Origin of the sequence: Bacillus songklensis (genome assembly GCF_042649685.1) — a bacterium.
GTDB classification, from domain to species: Bacteria; Bacillota; Bacilli; order Bacillales; family Bacillaceae_H; genus Bacillus_BA; species Bacillus_BA songklensis.
Map to the genome: position 1 here is coordinate 79,999 of NZ_JBHRZT010000073.1, position 20,141 is coordinate 100,139.

Sequence of the window (20,141 nt, forward strand, 5' to 3'; positions counted from 1 at the left end):
AGGCGCGTTATGAGCCTCCTTTTTTTCATTATGCTGCTTTTGTTGCCACAATCAATACACGACCGCGGTCTAGTTCCACTTCATATTTTTCAGCCTCAGGTTCAGATAAACCTACCGATTGCATTTTAGAACGAAGCTCGTCCCCTCGAGAACGAAAGACATTTGATAACTTATCAAAGAAACCTTGTTCAGCCATACCGACATTATTTGCATCCAGTGCATCTGTTAAGTCAGTCGAACGGTCTTTGTCATGGGCAAATAAGTAAATATCATCATGTGTAAAACCTTGACGTACAAAATCCTCGATAACCTCTTTTGCTTGTACTCCATTTTCTACTACTTTTACGTTTAACATGTTTATAACCTCCTGGATTTTTTTCTCGTATTAGTTTTTTGTTTAATACAGACACAATCAAGTGAGGTTGTAGCTACAACTTGTATTCTTATTTTATATATAGCCTGTAAAGAAGGGGATGAAACCTCTTTTTTAAAACAATTAATAAATAGTAAGATGAACTACTTTTTGAAGAAGTGTTCTTTTTTATTGGCGAAAAAAGGTGGAAAGATGAAGAATGGAGGGGAGTGGAAAAGTATTATTTAACTCACTTTGCTAAATATTTAAGTTTCAAAAGGTGTTCCAATTTTCGAGCGCTTTCATTTTCACGAGATCTTCTTGATCCCGTGAAAATGACCAGCATCTAACTTGAATGCTCTGATTTAATATGGTATTTTCAAACAGATGAGCCTGCACCATCAAGTGAAACCTCCATCAGGGAAGGATGATTGCCTTGCTGATTAGTAGACCTAATCAGGCTCTCAGAGGCGGTTATCTTTCTTGGATAGTCAAGGCTCCTACCGCCATTAAAGCGGGACCAAATAAAGAAGGGACGATTTGATCATGGCAAAACAACAAATTGGTGTCATTGGTTTAGCCGTTATGGGTAAAAACCTGGCGCTGAATATTGAAAGCAGAGGATATTCTGTATCTGTGTACAACCGTTCTTCTGATAAGACGGAAGAGTTTTTAAAAAATGAAGCAGAAGGTAAAAATTTTGTAGGTACATACAGTATCGAAGAGTTCGTGAACTCCCTGGAAAAACCGCGCAAGATTTTACTGATGGTTAAAGCGGGTGCTCCGACAGATGCTACAATTGAGTCTCTCAAGCCACACTTGGAAAAAGGCGATATTTTAATTGATGGGGGTAATACGTTCTTCCAAGATACGATCAGACGCAATAAAGAGCTGGAAGAGGCAGGTATTCACTTCATTGGTACAGGGGTCTCAGGAGGAGAAGAAGGCGCATTAAAAGGTCCTTCGATTATGCCTGGAGGCCAAAAAGAAGCATATGAACTTGTAGAGCCGATTTTAAAAGCCATTTCTGCTAAAGTAAATGATGAACCTTGCTGCACATACATTGGTCCTAACGGTGCAGGTCACTATGTGAAAATGGTCCATAATGGTATTGAATATGGGGACATGCAATTAATTTCAGAAGCTTATTTTATTATGAAACACGTACTTGGTTTAAGTGCCGGGGAGCTTCACGAAGTATTTGCAGAATGGAATAAAGGTGAATTGGACAGTTACCTTATTGAAATCACAGCTGATATTTTCACGAAGGTTGATGAAGAAACAGGCAAACCGCTTGTAGATGTGATTCTAGATACAGCAGGTCAAAAAGGAACAGGTAAATGGACAAGCCAAAGCGCTTTAGATTTGGGTGTTCCATTGCCAATTATTACGGAATCTGTATTTGCCCGTTTTATTTCAGCGATGAAAGAAGAGCGTGTGAAAGCAAGCAAGCTGTTAACTGGCCCTGAAATAAAAGCTTTTGAAGGCAATAAAGAAGAATTGATTGAAGCGGTACGCAAAGCTTTATATATGAGTAAGATTTGTTCGTATGCCCAGGGATTTGCTCAAATGCGTGCAGCATCTGAGGAATACGATTGGAACCTTCGCTACGGTGATATTGCTATGATTTTCCGCGGCGGTTGCATCATCCGTGCTCAATTCTTACAAAAAATTAAAGAAGCATACGACCGTGATGCAGGGTTGGCGAACTTGTTATTAGATCCATACTTTAAAGATATTGTTGAAAATTATCAATCAGCACTGCGCCAAGTGCTTGCTATAGCGATTGAGCGTGGCATTCCGGTACCGTCTTTCTCTAGTGCCTTAGCTTATTATGACAGCTACCGCACAGAAACATTACCAGCAAATCTTCTACAAGCTCAACGTGATTACTTCGGTGCTCACACGTATCAGCGTGTAGATAAAGAAGGTATCTTCCATACAGAATGGCTTAAATAATGAAAAAGAGGACTTTCTCACAGAAAGTCCTCTTTTTCATTATTTAAGCAAATGGTTTGTTTTCAAATAAATCGTACACGAGATGGTGCAGCGTATGTGCAAAAGCCGGTGCCGCAACATTGTTCATTTTCAGGTGGCTCCCCTATTCAGAACGTGAATGGGTGTCCGCTTCAACAGACCACCAGTGGAGCCCATCTTTAGCTAGTAAGGCATCAGACTCTTTTGGACCCATTGATCCTGATTCATAATTCGGAAAGTTTTCCGCTTTTTTGTTTGTCCAGGCTCTTGAAATGGTATCCACGAACTTCCATGAGAGAGCAACTTCATCCCAATGTGTAAAGTTAGTTGCATCACCGCGCATGCAGTCATATAAAAGGCGTTCATAAGCCTCAGGTGTATTCATTTTATCGTCGCAATTGTTGCAGTAATCTAATTTAATCGGTGTAGAAGTCGTGCTGCCTTCTCCTTTTCTTGCGTTGAGGTGAAGCGTGATCCCTTCCTCAGGCTGAATATGGATAACAAGAAGGTTCGGATGGATCGCTTTATCTTTCTCAACGTAAAGGTTCATTGGCAAGTCTTTAAATTGCACCACGATTTCAGTAGACTTTTTCGTCATACGCTTACCTGTACGAATATAGAAAGGCACACCAGCCCATCTGAAGTTGTCAATCATTAATTTACCGGATACAAACGTTTCAGTGTTAGATTCAGGGTCTACTGAGTTTTCTTCGCGGTAGGCTGGAACTTCTTGCTCATTTACAATTCCTCGTCCATATTGTCCGCGCACAAAATATTCATCTACCTCATCTTCAGACATATTTCGTAAAGCACGAAGGACTTTGACTTTTTCACTTCTGATTTCTTCTGTCTTCAATTTAATGGGCGGTTCCATCGCAAGAAGAGCAACCATTTGAAGCATATGGTTTTGTACCATATCGCGAAGGGCACCAGAAGATTCATAATAACGACCGCGATCTTCTACACCTAATGTCTCACTTGAGGTGATCTGAATATTTGAGATGTATTGATTGTTCCAAAGAGACTCGAAAATCGGGTTTGCAAAGCGAATAACCTCGATGTTTTGAACCATTTCTTTACCTAAATAATGATCGATACGGTAAATTTGATCTTCAGTAAACACGTGACGAATTTGATCATTTAATTCCTTGGCGGATTCATAATCATGCCCAAAAGGCTTTTCGATCACTAATCGGCTCCAGCCTCCTGTAGAGGTTAAACCTTCAGATTTTAAGTTCTCGCCGATCGTGCCAAAGAATTCTGGTGCCATTGCCAGATAAAAAATGCGATTTCCTTCAGTATGGTATTTCCCATCAAGGTCACCGAGTAAACTCTTCAATTCTTGATAGGAAGCAACATTTGTCACATCAAATGGATGGTAATAGAAATGAGAAGAAAATGTTTCTGCACTCACATTTCCTTCCTGTAAATTACCGATGGATTTCTTTACATTGTCTCGGAACTCATCGTTAGTCAAAGGTCTTCTTGCAACTCCAACTACTGCGAAGTCTTCGGACAATTTACCACTGCGATATAGTCTGAAAATAGAAGGGAACAGTTTACGCTTTGCCAAGTCGCCCGTTGCACCAAAAATAACGATGATAGATTTTGGATTATTCGTTGTCATAGCTCTAAGGACCTCACTTTATTGTAAATGCGTTCAATCTTATTATGTATCCTATTCAGTTATAAAATTGTATCTGTTTTGAAGATGTAAAGCAAACATTTAGTAACTTTTTGTGATAGGTAGGTGAAATGGAAGGACCTAGTTTACATTTTTTAATATCGCTTTCATTAAAATATTTATATACTGAAATAATTTATTTTTTGTAAATAGGCTCAAAAGTTGTTCCTCTATTCTTCCAGTAAAGAATAATAAAGAAGAAGGTGATGTTTCACATGAAACAATCATAATCTGACCAGTTCCTGTAACAGGAGGAGTCTGAATGAGGGGAGACGGTGAAGTAAATGGTTCAAAGATTTCCTTTTCTATAAAGAAGATGCAGCTTTATTGGAGAGATTTGTTGATTCATTACAAGAAAATGGGGTAGTCTAGTGGTAAGATATAACGTCAATGTGCAGGTGATATAGAAATGGCTATCCTAAAAAATGACTGGGCCCCCTTGTTGGAAGAACAATTTGAGCAGCCTTACTATAAAAGGCTTCGGGAGTTTTTGGTTCAGGAATATAATACTCAAACGGTTTATCCAGAAAAGAACGATATTTTCAATGCCTTACATTTAACCGGTTATCGTGACACCAAGGTGGTGATTTTGGGACAAGACCCTTATCACGGACCAGGGCAGGCCCATGGTTTGAGCTTTTCGGTCAACCCCGGAGTAAAGGTGCCTCCTTCCCTTGTGAATGTTTATAAAGAGTTATCAAATGATCTGGATTGTTACATTCCCAACAATGGTTACCTTGTGAAGTGGGCTAAGCAAGGAGTTCTTTTACTAAACACGGTTTTAACGGTACGTAGAGGAAAGCCTAATTCTCATAAGGGAATGGGGTGGGAGCAATTTACAGACCGAGTAATTGAGTTATTGGCTGAGCGTCCAGAACCAATGGCATTTTTGCTTTGGGGAAAGCATGCCCAAGAAAAGAAGAAATTAATCCATTCCAATCATCATTACATCATTGAAAGTCCACATCCGAGTCCATTTTCTGCAAATAGAGGCTTTTTTGGAAGCCGGCCTTTTTCAAAAACAAACGATTTCTTAAAAGAGAATGGACAAATTCCCATTGACTGGCAAATTGAAAATATTTGAAGAGAGGGAGATGACTCAAAAGGTAGATTTTTTTTACCTTTTGAGTCATCTCCTTCGTTAAACAATAGAATGCCTATTCAACATTTGTTAGAATAGTAGGGGTGAGGATTGAGCATTGCCTTTGGATATAAACAAAAAATTGAGGCGTTTAAACGTTTAGTGAAATAATGAAAAATTGAGGTGTTCACCATGAATATTTCTATGTTGCAACTTTTAGAAAAAATGAATGAGGAAATGCATCAAGCCATACAAGAGGTTTCAAGCCAAAAGGAACGCCATTTGCGCGATCGGCTGGTTGCAATCAAAACATTGTGTGAGTTAGCTATGGATCAACAAACAGAGAAGGCCGCATTCTCTGCCGTTAGTCTTGCGGAAAATAAACCAGTACTCGCTCCATCACAAACTTTAAGCAAGCCGATGGAGATTTCGGATGGAGCGAATGGGGAAAGCCTGTTTGATTTCTAGGAGAAGATAACATTAAAGTATCTGTATTTTATATGGATAATCAGGAAAAGAGGGGAAGAAGATGAAGGTTTTTTTGATCTTAGGTGCTGTTAATGCAATGTTAGCTGTGGCGCTTGGGGCATTCGGTGCACATGGGTTAGAAGGGAAAATTTCCGCTAAATATTTAGAAGTATGGAAAACAGGGGTTACATATCAAATGTTTCATGCGACGGGTTTATTTGTCGTTGCTTTCTTAGCAAGCCGTTTTCCTGAATCATCGCTTGTTAGTGCTTCTGGATGGTTTATGCTTATTGGGATTATCCTGTTCTCTGGAAGCTTATACATCTTAAGTACATCAGGTATTAAAGTATTAGGTGCGATCACGCCATTTGGAGGGGTAGCCTTTATCGTTGCTTGGATTTTACTTGTTATTGCTGCAATAAAATTGTTATAAAAAACAAAGGAGTGCTGATCAGCACTCCTTTGTTTTTTATCTCGGCGGATAGCTGCTGAGCGGCTGCTGCCCGCCGGTAAAAGGATATGTGTATTCAATTTCTTCATCAAATGTAACGTAATCAAGATAGACCATTAGCAGGATATAACGCCTTCCGGTCTGTGGATCACTCAAAATGATATGATCCCGGCCTGCGGCTTCAACGACTCCTTTAAACACTTTCTGATTATTTCCTTCAAATGTCATATAAACAGTAGCTACTTTCCCTCTGTTCAAACGTAAAATATTTTCAATATAAGACTCCTCTAACGGAAGCTGTCCAGCTGCAGCTTGAGGCGATCCCGCTCCTCCCGTTGGAATCGGAAGGGGAGCGCCTGGTACTTGTGAGGGTTGTTGATAAGCGCCTGGTACTTGTGAGGGCTGCTGATAGGACGGATACCCATATCCATAACCGCCGTAAGGCATTTGCATATAAGGGCTTTGGCCCGTGGTTTTCGGTTTTTTCATACACAAATCCTCCTTTAGGAATAACTACGCTTCACATGCGTGGTTATCAATAAACACTAGGGCAATTCGCTTGAGTCGGTGAGTAAAAGCAGTGAGATTTGTAACGGCCTGCACTATAGTGATTAAACCACCGGACGGGACAGGGACCACCTGTCTAGAAGCTTTACATCTTCTTCGTTATAAGGGACAACACCCGTGTTTTCACTTCGTTTACTCACTAGTTGATAAATATGATGAACAAATGTAGAGTATGCTTTCTTTTTTTGCTTTGGTACCGGTGAGAGGAAGTCCTTTTTCGGCAATCTGAAGTGTTTCGTACCGAAAGGGAGAAAATTTCACCATGGCTTCTATCCAATGCCTCTAAAGAGAACAGAGCTTCTCCTTATCTGGTTTCACTCTCCATTCGTATTGGCCTGCCAAACAGAGGAGAGGCAAAAAAATAGGCGGTTGAGAAAAGGATTCTCAGCCACCTAAAAAAGACGCCGGTATTGAATACCAACGTCTTCTTAATTATACATATAAGAATTGAGCAATACGATCTTGGTTTAAAATGTTCCCTACAAAGAATGTACCAAATTCACCGTAACGAGCGCTGACTTCATCAAAGCGCATTTCGTACACGAGCTTTTTGAATTGAAGGACATCCTCTGCAAAAAGGGTTACGCCCCACTCATAGTCATCGAAGCCTACAGAACCTGTAATGATTTGTTTTACTTTTCCCGCATACTGGCGGCCAATCATTCCATGACTGCGCATTAAGCTGCGGCGTTCCTCCATCGGAAGCATATACCAGTTGTCATTGCCTTGGCGGCGTTTATCCATTGGATAGAAGCAAATGTGCTTCGCCTTTGGGAGAATTGGATAAAGGCGGGCACGAATTTCCGGATTTTCGTAAGGGTCTTGCCCAGCCGGTAAGTAGTTGCTTAGCTCTACAACGGAAACATAAGAGTATGTAGGAATGGTATATTCAGCAAGCTTTGTTTTATTGAATTCTGTTTCAATTTCATTTAACTCTTCCATCGTCGGACGAACAAACATCATCATAAAGTCTGCTTTTTGTCCAACAATTGTGTAAAGAGCTTGACTTCCTTGTTTTTCTTTTTCTGTTTTTTGCCATTTTTCCATTAAACCTAAAAACTCATGAATAGCGGCTTGGCGCTCATCACTCGATACTTGTTTCCATGCAGACCAATCCATGGAACGAAAATCATGAAGGCAATACCAGCCGTCTAATGTTTGAGCAGCTTCTGACATATGCTTTCAACTCCTAATATGACATTATTCTCTAAACTCAATTTTACTATAACATAGTTTGTCCGTTTCACATGAATGAAAAACTCTTGAATTTTGACTAAATCAGAAACAATAACTCATATTAAGTAAGGGAGGAAGGCAGAAATGAAGATAAAACTATCAAAATCTTTAAAAAAAATGAACTTTTTTATAAAACCAAATTCTTTATGTGCATTCCTTTGATTTTAAGAAGAAGTGAAGTATCCTAGTAAAAGAAAATCGTTTTACGTAGTTGAGGAGGATTTACAGTGAGTGATTTGTTTGCAGCGTTGAAAAGTAAAGTAGCTGGTAAAGATGTAAAAATTGTATTTCCAGAAGGACTAGATGAGCGTATTTTAGGCGCAGTAGGCCGCTTAGCAAAAGAGAACATCTTAACACCGATCGTTGTAGGAAATAAAGAAGAAGTAGCGAAAAAGGCAGAACAATTACATGTATCCCTTGAAAATGTGACTGTGTATGACCCGACCCAGTATGAAGAATTTGATGCAATGGTAGCGTCTTTCGTTGAACGTCGTAAAGGGAAAGTATCCGAAGAAGACGCACGCAAAGTACTTTTAGATGAAAACTATTTTGGTACAATGCTTGTACATATGGGTAAAGCAGATGGGCTAGTAAGCGGAGCGGCACATTCGACAGCAGACACGGTTCGTCCGGCTTTACAGATTATTAAAACAAAAGAAGGCGTAAAAAAGACTTCCGGTGTCTTCATTATGGTACGCGGTGAAGAAAAATACGTATTTGCTGACTGTGCCATCAATATTGCACCGGACAGTCAGGATTTAGCTGAAATTGCGATTGAAAGTGCCCGTACAGCTGACATGTTCGATATTGAACCTCGTGTAGCCATGCTCAGCTTCTCTACAAAAGGTTCTGCTAAGTCTCCTGAAACAGAAAAAGTAGCGAATGCAGTCAACATTGCGAAAGAAATGGCCCCAAACTTAACTTTAGATGGCGAGTTTCAATTTGATGCCGCTTTTGTTCCGTCTGTAGCAGAAAAGAAAGCTCCAGGTTCAGTTATTAAAGGAGATGCGAATGTATTCGTATTCCCAAGTCTTGAGGCCGGCAACATTGGCTATAAAATTGCACAGCGTTTAGGCAGCTTTGAAGCCGTGGGTCCTATCCTTCAAGGGTTAAATAAACCAGTAAACGACTTATCTCGCGGTTGCAATGAGGAAGACGTTTATAAATTGGCTTTAATTACAGCAGCTCAAACGTTGTAATAAACATCAAAAAGCCCTTCCCGTCTATAAATGGGAAAGGGCTTTTTCGTTACGGTCATACATGCGCTGTAAATGGTAATCGAATAATTGGAGTTCATGGTTCGATAACGGAATCGGCGCAAGATGTGCCCCGGTCTCTTTTAATGTTTGAAGCAGAGATAACATTAAGGAAGAAACCGTAATGTCCTTGTTTAACAGCTCTGATAAAGAAGCCATCGTATGGGGGACAATAGTCGGGTAGGTAAACTTCGTTGGTACGTTTTTTAATCCTCGTGCGTAAAATTCACGAATAAGGCTCGCACGTTGTGAGCCGCTTCCTGAAGCGCATAAATAAATTTGTACAGCTATGCCGCTTCGAATCCGTCTTTGTGAAATCCCGGCAAATTTTTGACCGTGAATACTCAAATCGTAGCTGCCAGGGCAATAAGAACCGATAATTTCTTTTGCTTCAATGTTTGCTTGGTAAGGAGCCAGGATAAGCTGGATTAACTCATACATTGCGTCATATCCTCGATTAATCTCAATGCCTTTTTCCGCATCTGGAAAAATGAGCGAAATGTTTAAGACTCCTTCATCTAAAACGACAGCAAGGCCCCCTGAGTTTCGGACGATGACTCGATAGCCTCGCTTATTTAAAAAACTTATTCCATCTTGAAGGTGAGGAAGTCTCGTATCTTGAATGCCCAGCACCACCGTATCATGGTGTACCCATGAACGCATTGCTGCTGCCGATTCACCGGATCCGACAGACGTGCAAAGCGTGTCATCGATGGCAAAGGACTGTAGAGCATCAAAACCCGGACCTAAGCTTGTCTGATCTATGATTCGCCATGTTGGCTGCACTAATAAAGAGGAACCGTTGTCTTTCATCATAAAAAACTCCTTCATTCATACTATCAAGCTGTTGGAGGCTTCTACAAGATGACAGCAAAAAGGGAAAAGCGCAAATCCCGTCCCTTTCCGCGTTTTCCTGATTAAACGGTATTATTATAGCACAACCTAACTAAAAAGGGGTTCCCGTATAAGCCTCCGACAAGAGCCCGAAAGGGAAATTGGCGAAGGCTTATGCGTAAATGATGGGGCATGGATGATTTTTATCCATGCCCCATCATTTATGTGGATTTATATAGTTATTCTGCTAACTTTTCCAAATTGCCGTTGCGGTCCATTTTAAATTTAGTGGATGGGCGTTCTTCATCCTCGAGCAACACAAATTTTCTGGCCCGGTTCATGATTTTCATAAGTGTTTCGTAATCTTCTTGAATAGTAGTGGAGTTTTCCTCCAACTGAGCAATCCGTTTTTGCAATTCGGCATTTTGTATCTTTAGCTCATGGTTTTCTTTTAATAAATTACTATTTTCATCCTTTAAAAGGTGAACATCATGTGTTTGCGAACCGATTGAACGCAAGAAAGCAATTACATGGTCAAGTGAGAGGGATGCTGAGCTATTTATCTCTGTCCCTGTTTCTGCCGCCGGCGCAGCAATAGCTGGAGGTGTCAATTCATTGTCAAACTCTTCCAAAGGTGGAACAGGCGGCGTATACAATAATCGTTTTTTCGCATTTTGGCTTTGGCCGAGTGCTCGCATTCTTTGTTTTCGCTGTTTTTTCGCTAATTGAAGAGCTTTTTCATAGGAGTGGCGCACAACTGCATTCCAACGAAATCCACAGGCGGCAGATGTGCGGTTAAGTTTGTCTCCTACCTCTTCAAAAGCATTTAATTGAGTACTTCCTTCACGTACATGACGTAAAACAGTTTCGGCTAACAGCAAATCGTTTTCTTCTGTCCAAGCATCTTGTCTATCCTTCATATTTTCTTTTCACTCCCTAAATCATCATTTTCAAAATAAATAGGATTATTATCATCATGGGCAAAAGAGAAAAAGTTTATACCAAAATCTTAAAAATATGCTTAAAAGTATGATAGAGTTGGAATGTTTTTCTCATCATAATTCAACTTGCAATGAAGAATAATAAAAGGTAAAATACCCTTTAGGCCAAAACAATTGTGCAACGAACTGTGAAAGGATTGTATCAACATGGCAAACGAATTCAGAATTTGTGATGATTGTCAGGCAACTAATATTAAAACGTTGGTGCCTAGACTCAAGAAAATAGATGAATGTGCAGATATCAAAATCGGTTGTCAATCTTACTGCGGACCCGGCCGTAAAAAATCTTTTGCGTTTGTCAATAACCGTCCGGTGTCAGCTCCAACGGAAGATGAGCTAATCGAAAAAATTGAAAAGAAGCTAAACAAATAAAAATCGCCTTTGTGTTCACGTAAAGGTGATTTTTTCGTTCTTGGCTTTGAAACGTAGGAAATTGGGGTATGTATGTCGAATATAGGGCGATAGAACAAAATGAAACAGTGAGGTATGCAAATGGATCCTAACAGCAAATTAAGCGAAGAAAAAGTATTCAAAGATCCTGTTCATCGTTATGTTCATGTTCGCGATAAGATCATTTGGGATTTGATTGGAACAGCGGAATTTCAACGATTGCGAAGAATCCGTCAACTGGGCACTACATACTTAACGTTTCATGGTGCTGAACATAGCCGCTTTAATCACTCACTGGGGGTCTATGAAATCATTCGCCGTATCATTGACGACGTGTTTCATGATCGGGAGCATTGGAATAATGATGAGCGTCTTCTTTGCTTATGTGCTGCATTGCTTCATGATTTAGGGCACGGCCCCTTTTCTCATTCGTTCGAAAAGGTTTTTCATTTAGATCATGAAGATTTCACTCAAGCTATCATAACCGGCCCGACAGAAGTGAATGCGGTCTTGCGCCGTATAGGAGACGATTTTCCCAAAAAAGTAGCTGAAGTCATTGCGAAAACATACGAGAATAAGCTCGTTGTTAGTCTTATATCCAGCCAGATTGATGCAGACCGAATGGATTATTTACAGCGTGATGCCTATTATACAGGCGTTAGCTACGGCCATTTTGATATGGAACGAATCTTGCGTGTCATGAGACCGCAGGAAGATCAAGTTGTGATTAAACAAAGCGGCATGCATGCAGTTGAAGATTATATTATGAGCCGCTATCAAATGTACTGGCAGGTGTATTTCCATCCTGTGACAAGAAGTGCAGAAGTGATTTTAACGAAAATTTTGCATCGGGCAAAACAACTTCATCAAGGACATTATTCCTTTAAACATCAGCCTGCACACTTTTACTCGCTTTTTGAGGATGAATTGGTGTTACAGGATTATTTGCGCCTGGATGAATCTGTTATTCTTTATTACTTCCAGGTATGGCAGGATGAAGAGGATCCGATCTTGTCTGATTTGTGCGGCCGTTTTCTCAATCGTCGATTATTCCAATATATTGAGTTTAATCCGAACTCCCAAATGAAAATGTGGATGGAATTGAATCATTTATTTAAAAAAGCGGGGATCGACCCTGATTATTATTTGGTGGTCGATTCATCAAGCGATTTACCGTATGATTTTTACCGTCCCGGGGAAGAGGAGGAACGCCTGCCGATTCATCTTCTCATGCCAAATGGAGACATTAGGGAGCTTTCAAGGGAATCAGAGATTGTGGAAGCCATTTCGGGGAAAAAAAGAACGGACCATAAGCTTTATTTTCCACAAGACTTGATTGACCGGCTCTCATCAAAACGCAAAGTGAAAGAGCAAATTATACAATTATTGAGCAGCGGGAAAAATTAAACGGTTTACCAGTAATAGGAGTTGAAGGGGCTTTGTTAAAAGAGCATGCTAAAATTATCCATGTGTTGGCAGCGGCGGGAGAAGTTATCGGAAGAAAAAAGCTGCAAAAAATGATTTTTATTGCGAAGAAGCTAAACTTTCCTTTTTATGAGAGATACAATTTTCATTTCTATGGTCCTTATTCTGAGGAACTCACGCTTCGAATTGAAGAGCTTTGCAATTTAGGCTTTTTAAGCGAAGTGAAGGAGAAAAAAGGCGGCTACAGTCAGTATCGTTATACATTAACATCAGAAGGGGAAGACTTCCTCAGTCATTATGAGCTCGACTTCCCCTCATTGCAAGAGTGTATGACAGATATGAATGAAAAGAGTTCAAGGTTTTTAGAATTAGTGTCAACTGTTCTTTATTTTGAAACTCTTGAAAAACAAGAAGTGAAAGAGAAAGTATTTACCTTAAAAAGCAAGCAGCGCTATACGGAGGAAGAAATTGAAGAAGCGTACAGCTACATTGAGCAGCTAAGAGGAAAACTTCCGTTGCAATAAAAAAGGCTGCTTTATGAACTCGCAAAAAAGACAGCCATAATCTTTTGACTGAAATGAACCGTCAAAGAAACTCTTGCTTTTACTAGATTTTTCTTGAAGGTTCATTTTCAGTCTCTTTAGGTTTACTCGTCGCTTAAGCGCTTTCCGGCTACGGCATAATGGTTTTTGGACATTTCTTCGATGAACACCACGATTTTTTCTTTTGGAGCACCTGTCGTTTCAGAAACAGCTTCTGTTACTTTTTCTGCAAGAGCCCGTTTTTGCTCTTCTGTACGACCTTCAAGCATTTTAACCGTTACATAGGGCATGATGATCTCTCCTTTAAGTATGTATTCATGTTTAGTTTACTCTTTTTTCAGCGTAAAGAAAATGTCTCTAAAGAATAAGTTTTAATATGGTGAACATACCGGCTGTTCTTCTCTCATAAGCTAGGTAGCAATATTCTTAAAAGGGTTGCTTCAGGCGTAAAATAAAGCCGTTTCGACAGATGATCTTTGCGGTGTGTTCTTTGCACTTTTTAGGTAACCTTAGTATACTTGTGGTAAATTTGAAATCAAAATAGAGGAGAAAAAGTGTGGAACAATTTTTGGCTTTTTCAATTGAACAACTTCCCTTCGTCATCGTTAGTTTAGTGATCGCTTTTACGATACATGAATTTGCTCATGCCTATGTCGCTTATAAATTTGGGGATCCAACCGCTAAAAATCAAGGGCGCCTTACCCTCTCGCCGCTTGCCCATTTAGATCCCTTCGGAACATTATTACTGATTATCGCAGGGTTTGGCTGGGCGAGGCCGGTTCCGGTTAATCGTTATTTTTTCAAAAACCCCCGTTTAGCAGGAGTCCTTGTTTCAATAGCAGGTCCCTTAAGCAACTTGGTATTAAGTTTTATTGGAGCAGTGATTTGGTACTTTTTAATGCGCTTTAACATGCAAGGGGTTGGCGGAGATTTTTTGTTCGGATTTTTTAATACATTTATTACCTTAAACCTCTTATTGTTTTTATTTAATTTGCTGCCTTTTCCGCCGCTGGATGGATATCGTATTATAGAGGATTTAGCACCGCCGTCTGTTCGGGCGAAAATGACACAATATGAATCCTGGGGGATTTTTATCTTTTTGGTGCTGGTGATTACTCCTTTAGATCAATATGTGATTGATCCGATCTTTAATTCAGGCATCCCATTTTTCATGGGTATCTTTGACTCGATTTTATCAACATTGATTTTATAATCTGAGAGATAGGAGGAAGATTAAATGGAAGAACAAAAGAAGAAAAAAATTGGGTTTAACATTATTAAAAACGACTCTACTGACGGGCATGGCGGATATGGTGTAGGAGCACTTAGTCTGAATAATATTTCTCCCGTTTTTGTTGATCCGGAAGAAGGAGAGGCATTTGTAGATATCGGAGCCATGCACGCTCGCAGTGTGGTGGAAAAAGGAATCAAATTTCTGCCGAATAAAGAAGAAGTACCGAATGGTAAGTTATATTGGCTTGTATGGGTAACGATCGATCGTAAAGAAGAAGGCTCATACTACGCAGGGGTAACGGCTTGTGAAATGACAGTCGACCGTGAGGCACGCCGTGGCTATAAATCGCTTCCTGAGCATGTAAATAAAATGGATAAGTCATTGAAACGCCAGATTATGGTTGATTTTATGGATGAGAAGTCGAAGCAGATTTTACGTGATTTCTTAAAAAACCATAATGAGGAAATGTGGAACCTTTCAGAAGAGAAACTCAAACAAGATTTATCTAGTTCTAACACGCAGTAAAACTTCGCTATACTAAGCGAGGGAGAAAACTGCCCGTAGAAGCCCAATAAGGTCAAACTAACAATCGGAAGATGAAGGAACGAAGACTAAAACCTTGACGTCCTGTACGTCGGAAGTTTCATTATTATTGAGCAAGTAAATACGACATAATTTTGTCAAAAGTGTGACAATTTTATGACTTGCTTGAGCTTTTGTAAGAAAATTATTAAAATTAAAGATAATATGGATGCTTTATAAAACTAGGACATTAGAAAAGCCCGGGTAATTACCCGGGCTTTTCTAATTTAGCCATTTAAATAGTTTATCGTACCATGTTGGATCTTCTGTCTTCTCCGATTTTTCCTTCTTTTTCTCTTCATATAAAAGATGGTCTGTACAATATTCACTAGGCTCTGTCCCTCTTTTATAATAAGTAAGTTTTGAAATTGGACAGCCAGGTGTCGCTAATTTCCCGCTTTGCGGATCAATATAAACAGCGGTCACGCCTTTAGGCGGTTTAAAGGAAGAGGCCGCTTCCTCTTTCAACGCCTCTTCCATAAAGAGTGCCCATATCTTTTTGGCATATCCTCTTTCTTCCACCATATCCATCGTCTTATCACGATCATAACCTGTCCAAACTCCCGTTGTGAGTTCAGGTGAATAGCCAATCATCCAGCTGTCAGTGCTTGTCGTACCAGACTTGCCTGCATATGTTCTGGAAAGGTATTTCAAAATAGGTGTGCCAGTCACGGTCGTGTAGCCGTTTAGTTTTGGATCAAACATCCCTGTCATAAGTTGAGTAGTCAAAAAAGCTGTATCTCTATCCAGAATTCTTTTCCTTTCGCGGGCCGCGTCATAGATGACTTCTCCATCATATGTCTCTACTTTCTTGATAAAAGAAGGTTGTACTTCCCAACCGCCGTTTGCGATGATACTGTAGCCGTTTACCATTTCAATGAGTTTAACAGGGGATGTTCCCAGTGCAAGGGAGGGTACTTTCTTTAGGGGAGTGCTAATTCCCGCTCTTTTTGCTATCTCCACGAGTTTATCTTGACCGAGAAACAAATGGGTTTTCACGGCATACACATTATCCGAAAGAGCAATTGCCTGCTGGAGTGTAATAGAATCATTTGCATAATAGTGATTAAAGTTGCTTGGTGTATAGCTCGATACTCCATCATTCAAGGTAAAGGTCGTATGCTCACTGCGCATAGATGTAGAAGGAGTAAATCCATTTTCAAGCGCTGCATAGTACAAAAATGGCTTTATTGTCGAACCGGGTTGTCGAATCGCTTGAGTAGCACGGTTAAACGGGCTTTGGTCATAGTCACGTCCACCGATTAAAGCCTTGACGAATCCACTTTTTTGATCCATGGCCACAAAAGCGACCTGAAGTTCTGTTTTTGGATTGAATACATCCTCGACAGTTTGTTCGGCAATCGTTTGGAGTCTAGGATCAAGGGACGTATAAATTCGTAAACCGGATGTTTTAATCTTTTGTTCCGTTAAATGCAGTTCCTTCTTTAATTCAGATTTAGCCGCATCGAAGAAATAGGAGGCACCTTTGAGTGTTTCTTTTCTAACAAGTTTCTTGACGGATAGAGGCTGAGAATAGGCTTTATTTGCTTCCCTTTGGGTAAGGATTCCATCCTCCACCATTGATGTTAGAATGACTTGCTGCCGTTTTTTTGCTGCTTCCATGTTGGAACGGGGAGAATAACGGCTGGGCCATTTCGGTATTCCCGCCAATAGGGACGCTTCACTCAATGTCAGCTCTCCCGCTTTCTTTCCAAAATAGTATTCGGCAGCCGCCTCGATTCCGTAAGCGCCATGGCCGTAATAAATTGTATTCAAGTAACCTTCTAATATTTTTCCTTTATCGTAATTCATCTCAAGACGAATGGTATACCATGCTTCATGTAGCTTTCGCGTCCACGTCTTCTCATGCTCCAAAAATAAGTTTCTCGCATATTGCTGGGTAATGGTACTCGCTCCCTGCACTTTCGCTCTGGCCTTTATATCGGCCACAGCCGCTCCGATGATCCGTTTTCCATCGAAGCCATGGTGCTTGTAAAACTGTTTATCCTCAATTGACAGTGTTGCTTTAATTAAATAAGGGGAGATCTTTTCAAGCGGAACCCAATACCGTTTTTCACCGTGATGCATTTCGCCGATAACGGTTCCGTCATTTGCATAAAAAATAGCAGATTGAGGTACAGCTAAAGGAGGAGGCCCTTGCAATTTAGCATATGCTAAAATTCCGGCAGTTAATAAAAGAAGAAAGATTGATAGGAATGTGCCGATAATAAAAATAGCACGAATATATTTCCTCGCTTTACGCAGCTTTTCTGTTAGTATGACTTCCAATTAAACCATCTCCTTCCCCTCTATTTATTAGTATTGAGAGGAACGGAAGATTTTAAACGTCTTCTATATAAATTCACCTAAATAAGCCTTTTTTACTTACTCAAGATGATGAACTTGGAAAAAGCATGAATGGGATAAAGGGCAAGGGCTGAAGAAGATGAATGTGGATTTTATGATAGTAAACGAAAGTTTTTAAAGTATAAAACTACTTATGCGTTGAAAATCCGATACGGCTGCTCTTTGCCATATCAAATTTTCAACGTGGCTCTATATAGCCGAGTTTTCTTTACATTTTTGCTAGATTCCTCTATACTTTTCGTGTTTGTATTAATTGTGTTAGGGTAATCTATGCATGAGCCTAACAAATCTGATGAAGGAAGGAAGAAACAAGCATGGAATTATGGTTCACTGAGAAGCAAACTGAGAACTTCGGTATTACAGCAAAAATCAAACGTACTTTACATACAGAGCAAACGGAATTTCAAAAATTAGACATGGTGGAAACAGAAGAGTTCGGAAACATGCTGATTTTAGATGGTATGGTGATGACCACTCAAAAAGATGAGTGGGTTTATCATGAAATGGTGGCTCACGTTCCGCTATTCACACATCCAAATCCTGAAAACGTGCTGGTTGTCGGCGGTGGTGACGGTGGGGTTATCCGCGAAGTATTAAAGCATCCGAGCGTGAAAAAAGCAACGCTTGTTGAAATCGACGGCAAAGTAATCGAATACTCTAAAAAATATTTACCTGAGATTGCAGGGAAATTAGAAGATCCGCGTGTAGAAGTAAAAGTGGATGATGGATTTATGCATATTGCGAACAGCGAAAACGAGTACGATGTTATCATGGTTGACTCAACAGAGCCTGTAGGTCCAGCTGTTAACTTATTTACAAAAGGTTTCTATGCAGGTATTTCAAAAGCATTAAAAGAAGACGGTATCTTTGTCGCTCAAACGGACAATCCTTGGTTCACTCCGGAATTAATCACAAATGTACAAAGAGACGTAAAAGAGATTTTCCCGATTACGCGTCTTTATATTGCGAACATTCCGACATATCCAAGCGGGATGTGGACGTTTACAATTGGTTCGAAAAAATATGATCCACTTGAAGTGAGTGAAGACCGTTTCCATGATATCGATACAAAATACTATACAAAAGAGCTTCATAAAGCAGCATTTGCTTTACCGAAATTTGTTGCTGATTTGATTAAGTAAGGAATATTTCGTCTCTCCATAGACGAAGTTTTAGATAGGGGGAAATAAGCATGCGTTTTGATGAAGCATATTCAGGCAATGTCTTTATTAAAAGCCATCCGAGCTTTGAAGAAAGTGAAGCGGTGCTTTACGGCATGCCAATGGATTGGACAGTAAGCTATCGTCCAGGCTCCCGTTTCGGCCCTACGCGCATCCGCGAAGTATCCATTGGTTTAGAGGAGTACAGTCCTTATTTAGACCGTGAGCTGGAAGAAGTTAAATATTTCGATGCCGGTGATATTCCTCTTCCGTTCGGCAACCCGCAAAAAAGCTTAGACATGATTGAAGACTTTGTTAATCAATTACTGGAAGAAAATAAGTTCCCTTTAGGAATGGGCGGGGAACACTTGGTTTCTTGGCCTGTTATTAAGGCGATGTATAAAAAGTACCCGGATTTAGCGATTATCCACATGGATGCTCATACAGACTTGCGTGAGCATTATGAAGGAGAGCCTTTATCCCATTCTACACCGATTCGCAAAGCAGCTGACTTAATCGGTCCGCAGAATGTTTTTTCATTCGGTATTCGTTCCGGTATGAAAGAAGAATTCCAATGGGCCAAAGAAGTGGGAATGCATATCTCTAAATTCGAGGTACTAGAGCCGTTAAAGGAAATATTGCCAAAATTAGCGGGGCGTCCTGTGTATGTAACAATTGATATTGACGTACTGGATCCTGCGCACGCACCAGGTACAGGAACAGTGGACGCAGGCGGTATCACGTCAAAAGAGCTTTTGGCTTCCATTCATGCGATTGCCAAATCCAATATCAAAGTAGTAGGTGCCGACTTAGTGGAAGTTGCCCCGATTTACGATCATTCAGAGCAAACGGCCAATACGGCAAGTAAACTCATCCGTGAAATGATTCTGGGCTGGGTGAAATGATAAAACGAGCATATTGGACAAATGAATAGAGCTTTTCCTTGATCGGGAACCGATCAAGGAAGTCCGATAAAACAAGGGGGGGGCTTTTAAAAGCGCCCCCTTGTTTTATCGGATGAGAATCATTATACTATTGAAGTTAAAGAGTATGCTAAAATGGTGAGGAAGTGTCGATTTCGTGAGTATAGCTTCGTCAACAGGAAAGTCCATTCATGTCAAGGTTGTAACCGATATTCGAGATGGACACCGAAAAGAAACGAACTCTTTTCAAGCACAAGGGATGTACTATGAAAAAGAGAATGCGGTATATGTAACGTATAAGGAACAGCAAGACATGGGGGATATCAATACCATTGTCAAAATTGCCGAAGGGGAAGTAATCGTGACACGATCAGGGGCTGTGAAAATGAAACAGCAGTTCCGCAAAAAGGAACGAACCTCTACCCCTTATAAAAGCCAGTACGGACCTTTACATATGGAGACGTTTACCCATAACTTTGAATATAAAAGATTTCAAACAAAAGGCACACTGTTTGTCACATATGATTTATATTTGCAAGGTGAGAAAGCAGGTAAATACGCCTTAACGATTAGTTTTAAAGAGCAATAAAAGTCGTCTAAAAGCAATCATA

Annotated in this window: 21 protein-coding genes and 1 pseudogene; 13 read left to right on the top strand and 9 right to left on the bottom strand. The window is 40.2% G+C overall.

Annotated features, from left to right (window positions below):
• Window positions 1–28: 28 nt before the first annotated feature.
• A complete protein-coding gene (locus tag ACFOU2_RS23630) occupies window positions 29–355 on the bottom strand; it encodes a general stress protein (RefSeq protein ID WP_377918786.1) in 327 nt (108 codons plus the stop codon).
• A gap of 543 nt (window positions 356–898) precedes the next feature.
• On the opposite strand from ACFOU2_RS23630, the gene gndA reads away from it, so the two are divergent.
• Window positions 899–2,311 carry an NADP-dependent phosphogluconate dehydrogenase gene (gene gndA, locus ACFOU2_RS23635; RefSeq protein ID WP_377918787.1) on the top strand — a complete coding sequence of 471 codons (1,413 nt, stop codon included), beginning with the start codon at window positions 899–901 and terminating at the stop codon, window positions 2,309–2,311.
• Window positions 2,312–2,453: 142 nt separating this feature from the next.
• Here gndA and zwf read toward each other — a convergent pair whose 3' ends face one another.
• Window positions 2,454–3,956 (bottom strand): glucose-6-phosphate dehydrogenase, encoded by a 1,503-nt coding sequence (gene zwf, locus ACFOU2_RS23640; protein WP_377918788.1) that lies wholly within the window; start codon window positions 3,954–3,956, stop codon window positions 2,454–2,456.
• Window positions 3,957–4,422: 466 nt separating this feature from the next.
• On the opposite strand from zwf, the gene ACFOU2_RS23645 reads away from it, so the two are divergent.
• From ACFOU2_RS23645 to ACFOU2_RS23655, 3 genes are all read left to right on the top strand, one after another.
• Window positions 4,423–5,097, top strand: coding sequence for a uracil-DNA glycosylase (locus tag ACFOU2_RS23645; RefSeq protein WP_377918789.1), 675 nt, complete (start codon window positions 4,423–4,425; stop codon window positions 5,095–5,097).
• Between the two features lie 189 nt (window positions 5,098–5,286).
• Entirely contained in the window at window positions 5,287–5,562 is a 276-nt protein-coding gene (locus ACFOU2_RS23650; RefSeq protein WP_377918790.1) for a YwdI family protein, read from the top strand.
• Window positions 5,563–5,623: 61 nt separating this feature from the next.
• Entirely contained in the window at window positions 5,624–5,995 is a 372-nt protein-coding gene (locus tag ACFOU2_RS23655; protein WP_377918792.1) for a DUF423 domain-containing protein, read from the top strand.
• Window positions 5,996–6,031: 36 nt separating this feature from the next.
• Here ACFOU2_RS23655 and gerQ read toward each other — a convergent pair whose 3' ends face one another.
• The 3 genes and pseudogenes from gerQ to hemQ all read right to left on the bottom strand — a co-directional run bounded on the left by gerQ (window position 6,032) and on the right by hemQ (window position 7,756).
• Window positions 6,032–6,502 carry a spore coat protein GerQ gene (gene gerQ / locus ACFOU2_RS23660; RefSeq protein WP_377918793.1) on the bottom strand — a complete coding sequence of 157 codons (471 nt, stop codon included), beginning with the start codon at window positions 6,500–6,502 and terminating at the stop codon, window positions 6,032–6,034.
• 46 nt (window positions 6,503–6,548) lie between these two features.
• Window positions 6,549–6,650: pseudogene (locus tag ACFOU2_RS23665) on the bottom strand (cell wall hydrolase); the annotation flags it as partial.
• A gap of 362 nt (window positions 6,651–7,012) precedes the next feature.
• Window positions 7,013–7,756, bottom strand: coding sequence for a hydrogen peroxide-dependent heme synthase (gene hemQ / locus ACFOU2_RS23670; RefSeq protein WP_377918794.1), 744 nt, complete (start codon window positions 7,754–7,756; stop codon window positions 7,013–7,015).
• A 287-nt stretch (window positions 7,757–8,043) separates the two neighbouring features.
• Here hemQ and pta point away from each other — a divergent pair, with 287 nt between their 5' ends.
• Window positions 8,044–9,015 carry a phosphate acetyltransferase gene (gene pta / locus ACFOU2_RS23675; RefSeq protein WP_377918795.1) on the top strand — a complete coding sequence of 324 codons (972 nt, stop codon included), beginning with the start codon at window positions 8,044–8,046 and terminating at the stop codon, window positions 9,013–9,015.
• Window positions 9,016–9,039: 24 nt separating this feature from the next.
• Here the strand turns inward: pta and ACFOU2_RS23680 are convergent, their stop codons facing one another.
• Window positions 9,040–9,885, bottom strand: a complete 846-nt coding sequence (locus ACFOU2_RS23680; protein WP_377918796.1) for a lipoate--protein ligase family protein — start codon at window positions 9,883–9,885, stop codon at window positions 9,040–9,042.
• A 260-nt stretch (window positions 9,886–10,145) separates the two neighbouring features.
• Window positions 10,146–10,826, bottom strand: a complete 681-nt coding sequence (locus ACFOU2_RS23685; protein ID WP_377918797.1) for an RsfA family transcriptional regulator — start codon at window positions 10,824–10,826, stop codon at window positions 10,146–10,148.
• Between the two features lie 228 nt (window positions 10,827–11,054).
• Between ACFOU2_RS23685 and ACFOU2_RS23690 the strand changes: the two genes are divergently transcribed.
• The 3 genes from ACFOU2_RS23690 (at window position 11,055) to ACFOU2_RS23700 (ending at window position 13,246) form a co-directional block, all read left to right on the top strand.
• Window positions 11,055–11,279 carry a DUF1450 domain-containing protein gene (locus ACFOU2_RS23690; RefSeq protein ID WP_377918798.1) on the top strand — a complete coding sequence of 75 codons (225 nt, stop codon included), beginning with the start codon at window positions 11,055–11,057 and terminating at the stop codon, window positions 11,277–11,279.
• Window positions 11,280–11,399: 120 nt separating this feature from the next.
• Window positions 11,400–12,704: an HD domain-containing protein gene (locus ACFOU2_RS23695; protein ID WP_377918799.1), complete on the top strand. Its 1,305-nt coding sequence runs from the start codon at window positions 11,400–11,402 to the stop codon at window positions 12,702–12,704.
• A 32-nt stretch (window positions 12,705–12,736) separates the two neighbouring features.
• Window positions 12,737–13,246, top strand: coding sequence for a YwgA family protein (locus ACFOU2_RS23700; RefSeq protein WP_377918800.1), 510 nt, complete (start codon window positions 12,737–12,739; stop codon window positions 13,244–13,246).
• A 122-nt stretch (window positions 13,247–13,368) separates the two neighbouring features.
• On the opposite strand, the gene ACFOU2_RS23705 is transcribed toward ACFOU2_RS23700, so the two are convergent.
• Complete coding sequence (locus ACFOU2_RS23705; RefSeq protein ID WP_377918801.1) at window positions 13,369–13,554, bottom strand: 2-hydroxymuconate tautomerase; 186 nt, start codon at window positions 13,552–13,554, stop codon at window positions 13,369–13,371.
• Window positions 13,555–13,820: 266 nt separating this feature from the next.
• Here ACFOU2_RS23705 and ACFOU2_RS23710 point away from each other — a divergent pair, with 266 nt between their 5' ends.
• On the top strand, window positions 13,821–14,477 hold the full coding sequence (locus ACFOU2_RS23710; RefSeq protein ID WP_377918802.1) for a site-2 protease family protein: 657 nt from the start codon (window positions 13,821–13,823) through the stop codon (window positions 14,475–14,477).
• Between the two features lie 24 nt (window positions 14,478–14,501).
• Complete coding sequence (locus ACFOU2_RS23715; protein ID WP_377918803.1) at window positions 14,502–15,023, top strand: YwhD family protein; 522 nt, start codon at window positions 14,502–14,504, stop codon at window positions 15,021–15,023.
• 279 nt (window positions 15,024–15,302) lie between these two features.
• Here ACFOU2_RS23715 and ACFOU2_RS23720 read toward each other — a convergent pair whose 3' ends face one another.
• Window positions 15,303–17,369 (bottom strand): transglycosylase domain-containing protein, encoded by a 2,067-nt coding sequence (locus ACFOU2_RS23720; RefSeq protein WP_377918804.1) that lies wholly within the window; start codon window positions 17,367–17,369, stop codon window positions 15,303–15,305.
• Window positions 17,370–17,761: 392 nt separating this feature from the next.
• Here ACFOU2_RS23720 and speE point away from each other — a divergent pair, with 392 nt between their 5' ends.
• The 3 genes from speE to ACFOU2_RS23735 all read left to right on the top strand — a co-directional run bounded on the left by speE (window position 17,762) and on the right by ACFOU2_RS23735 (window position 20,119).
• Complete coding sequence (speE, locus tag ACFOU2_RS23725) at window positions 17,762–18,589, top strand: spermidine synthase (RefSeq protein ID WP_377918805.1); 828 nt, start codon at window positions 17,762–17,764, stop codon at window positions 18,587–18,589.
• A gap of 50 nt (window positions 18,590–18,639) precedes the next feature.
• Window positions 18,640–19,512 carry an agmatinase gene (gene speB, locus ACFOU2_RS23730; protein ID WP_377918806.1) on the top strand — a complete coding sequence of 291 codons (873 nt, stop codon included), beginning with the start codon at window positions 18,640–18,642 and terminating at the stop codon, window positions 19,510–19,512.
• A gap of 175 nt (window positions 19,513–19,687) precedes the next feature.
• The gene (locus ACFOU2_RS23735; RefSeq protein ID WP_377918807.1) at window positions 19,688–20,119 is read left to right on the top strand and encodes a DUF1934 domain-containing protein; all 432 of its coding nucleotides are present in this window, start codon (window positions 19,688–19,690) and stop codon (window positions 20,117–20,119) included.
• The last annotated feature ends 22 nt before the right edge of the window (window positions 20,120–20,141 follow it).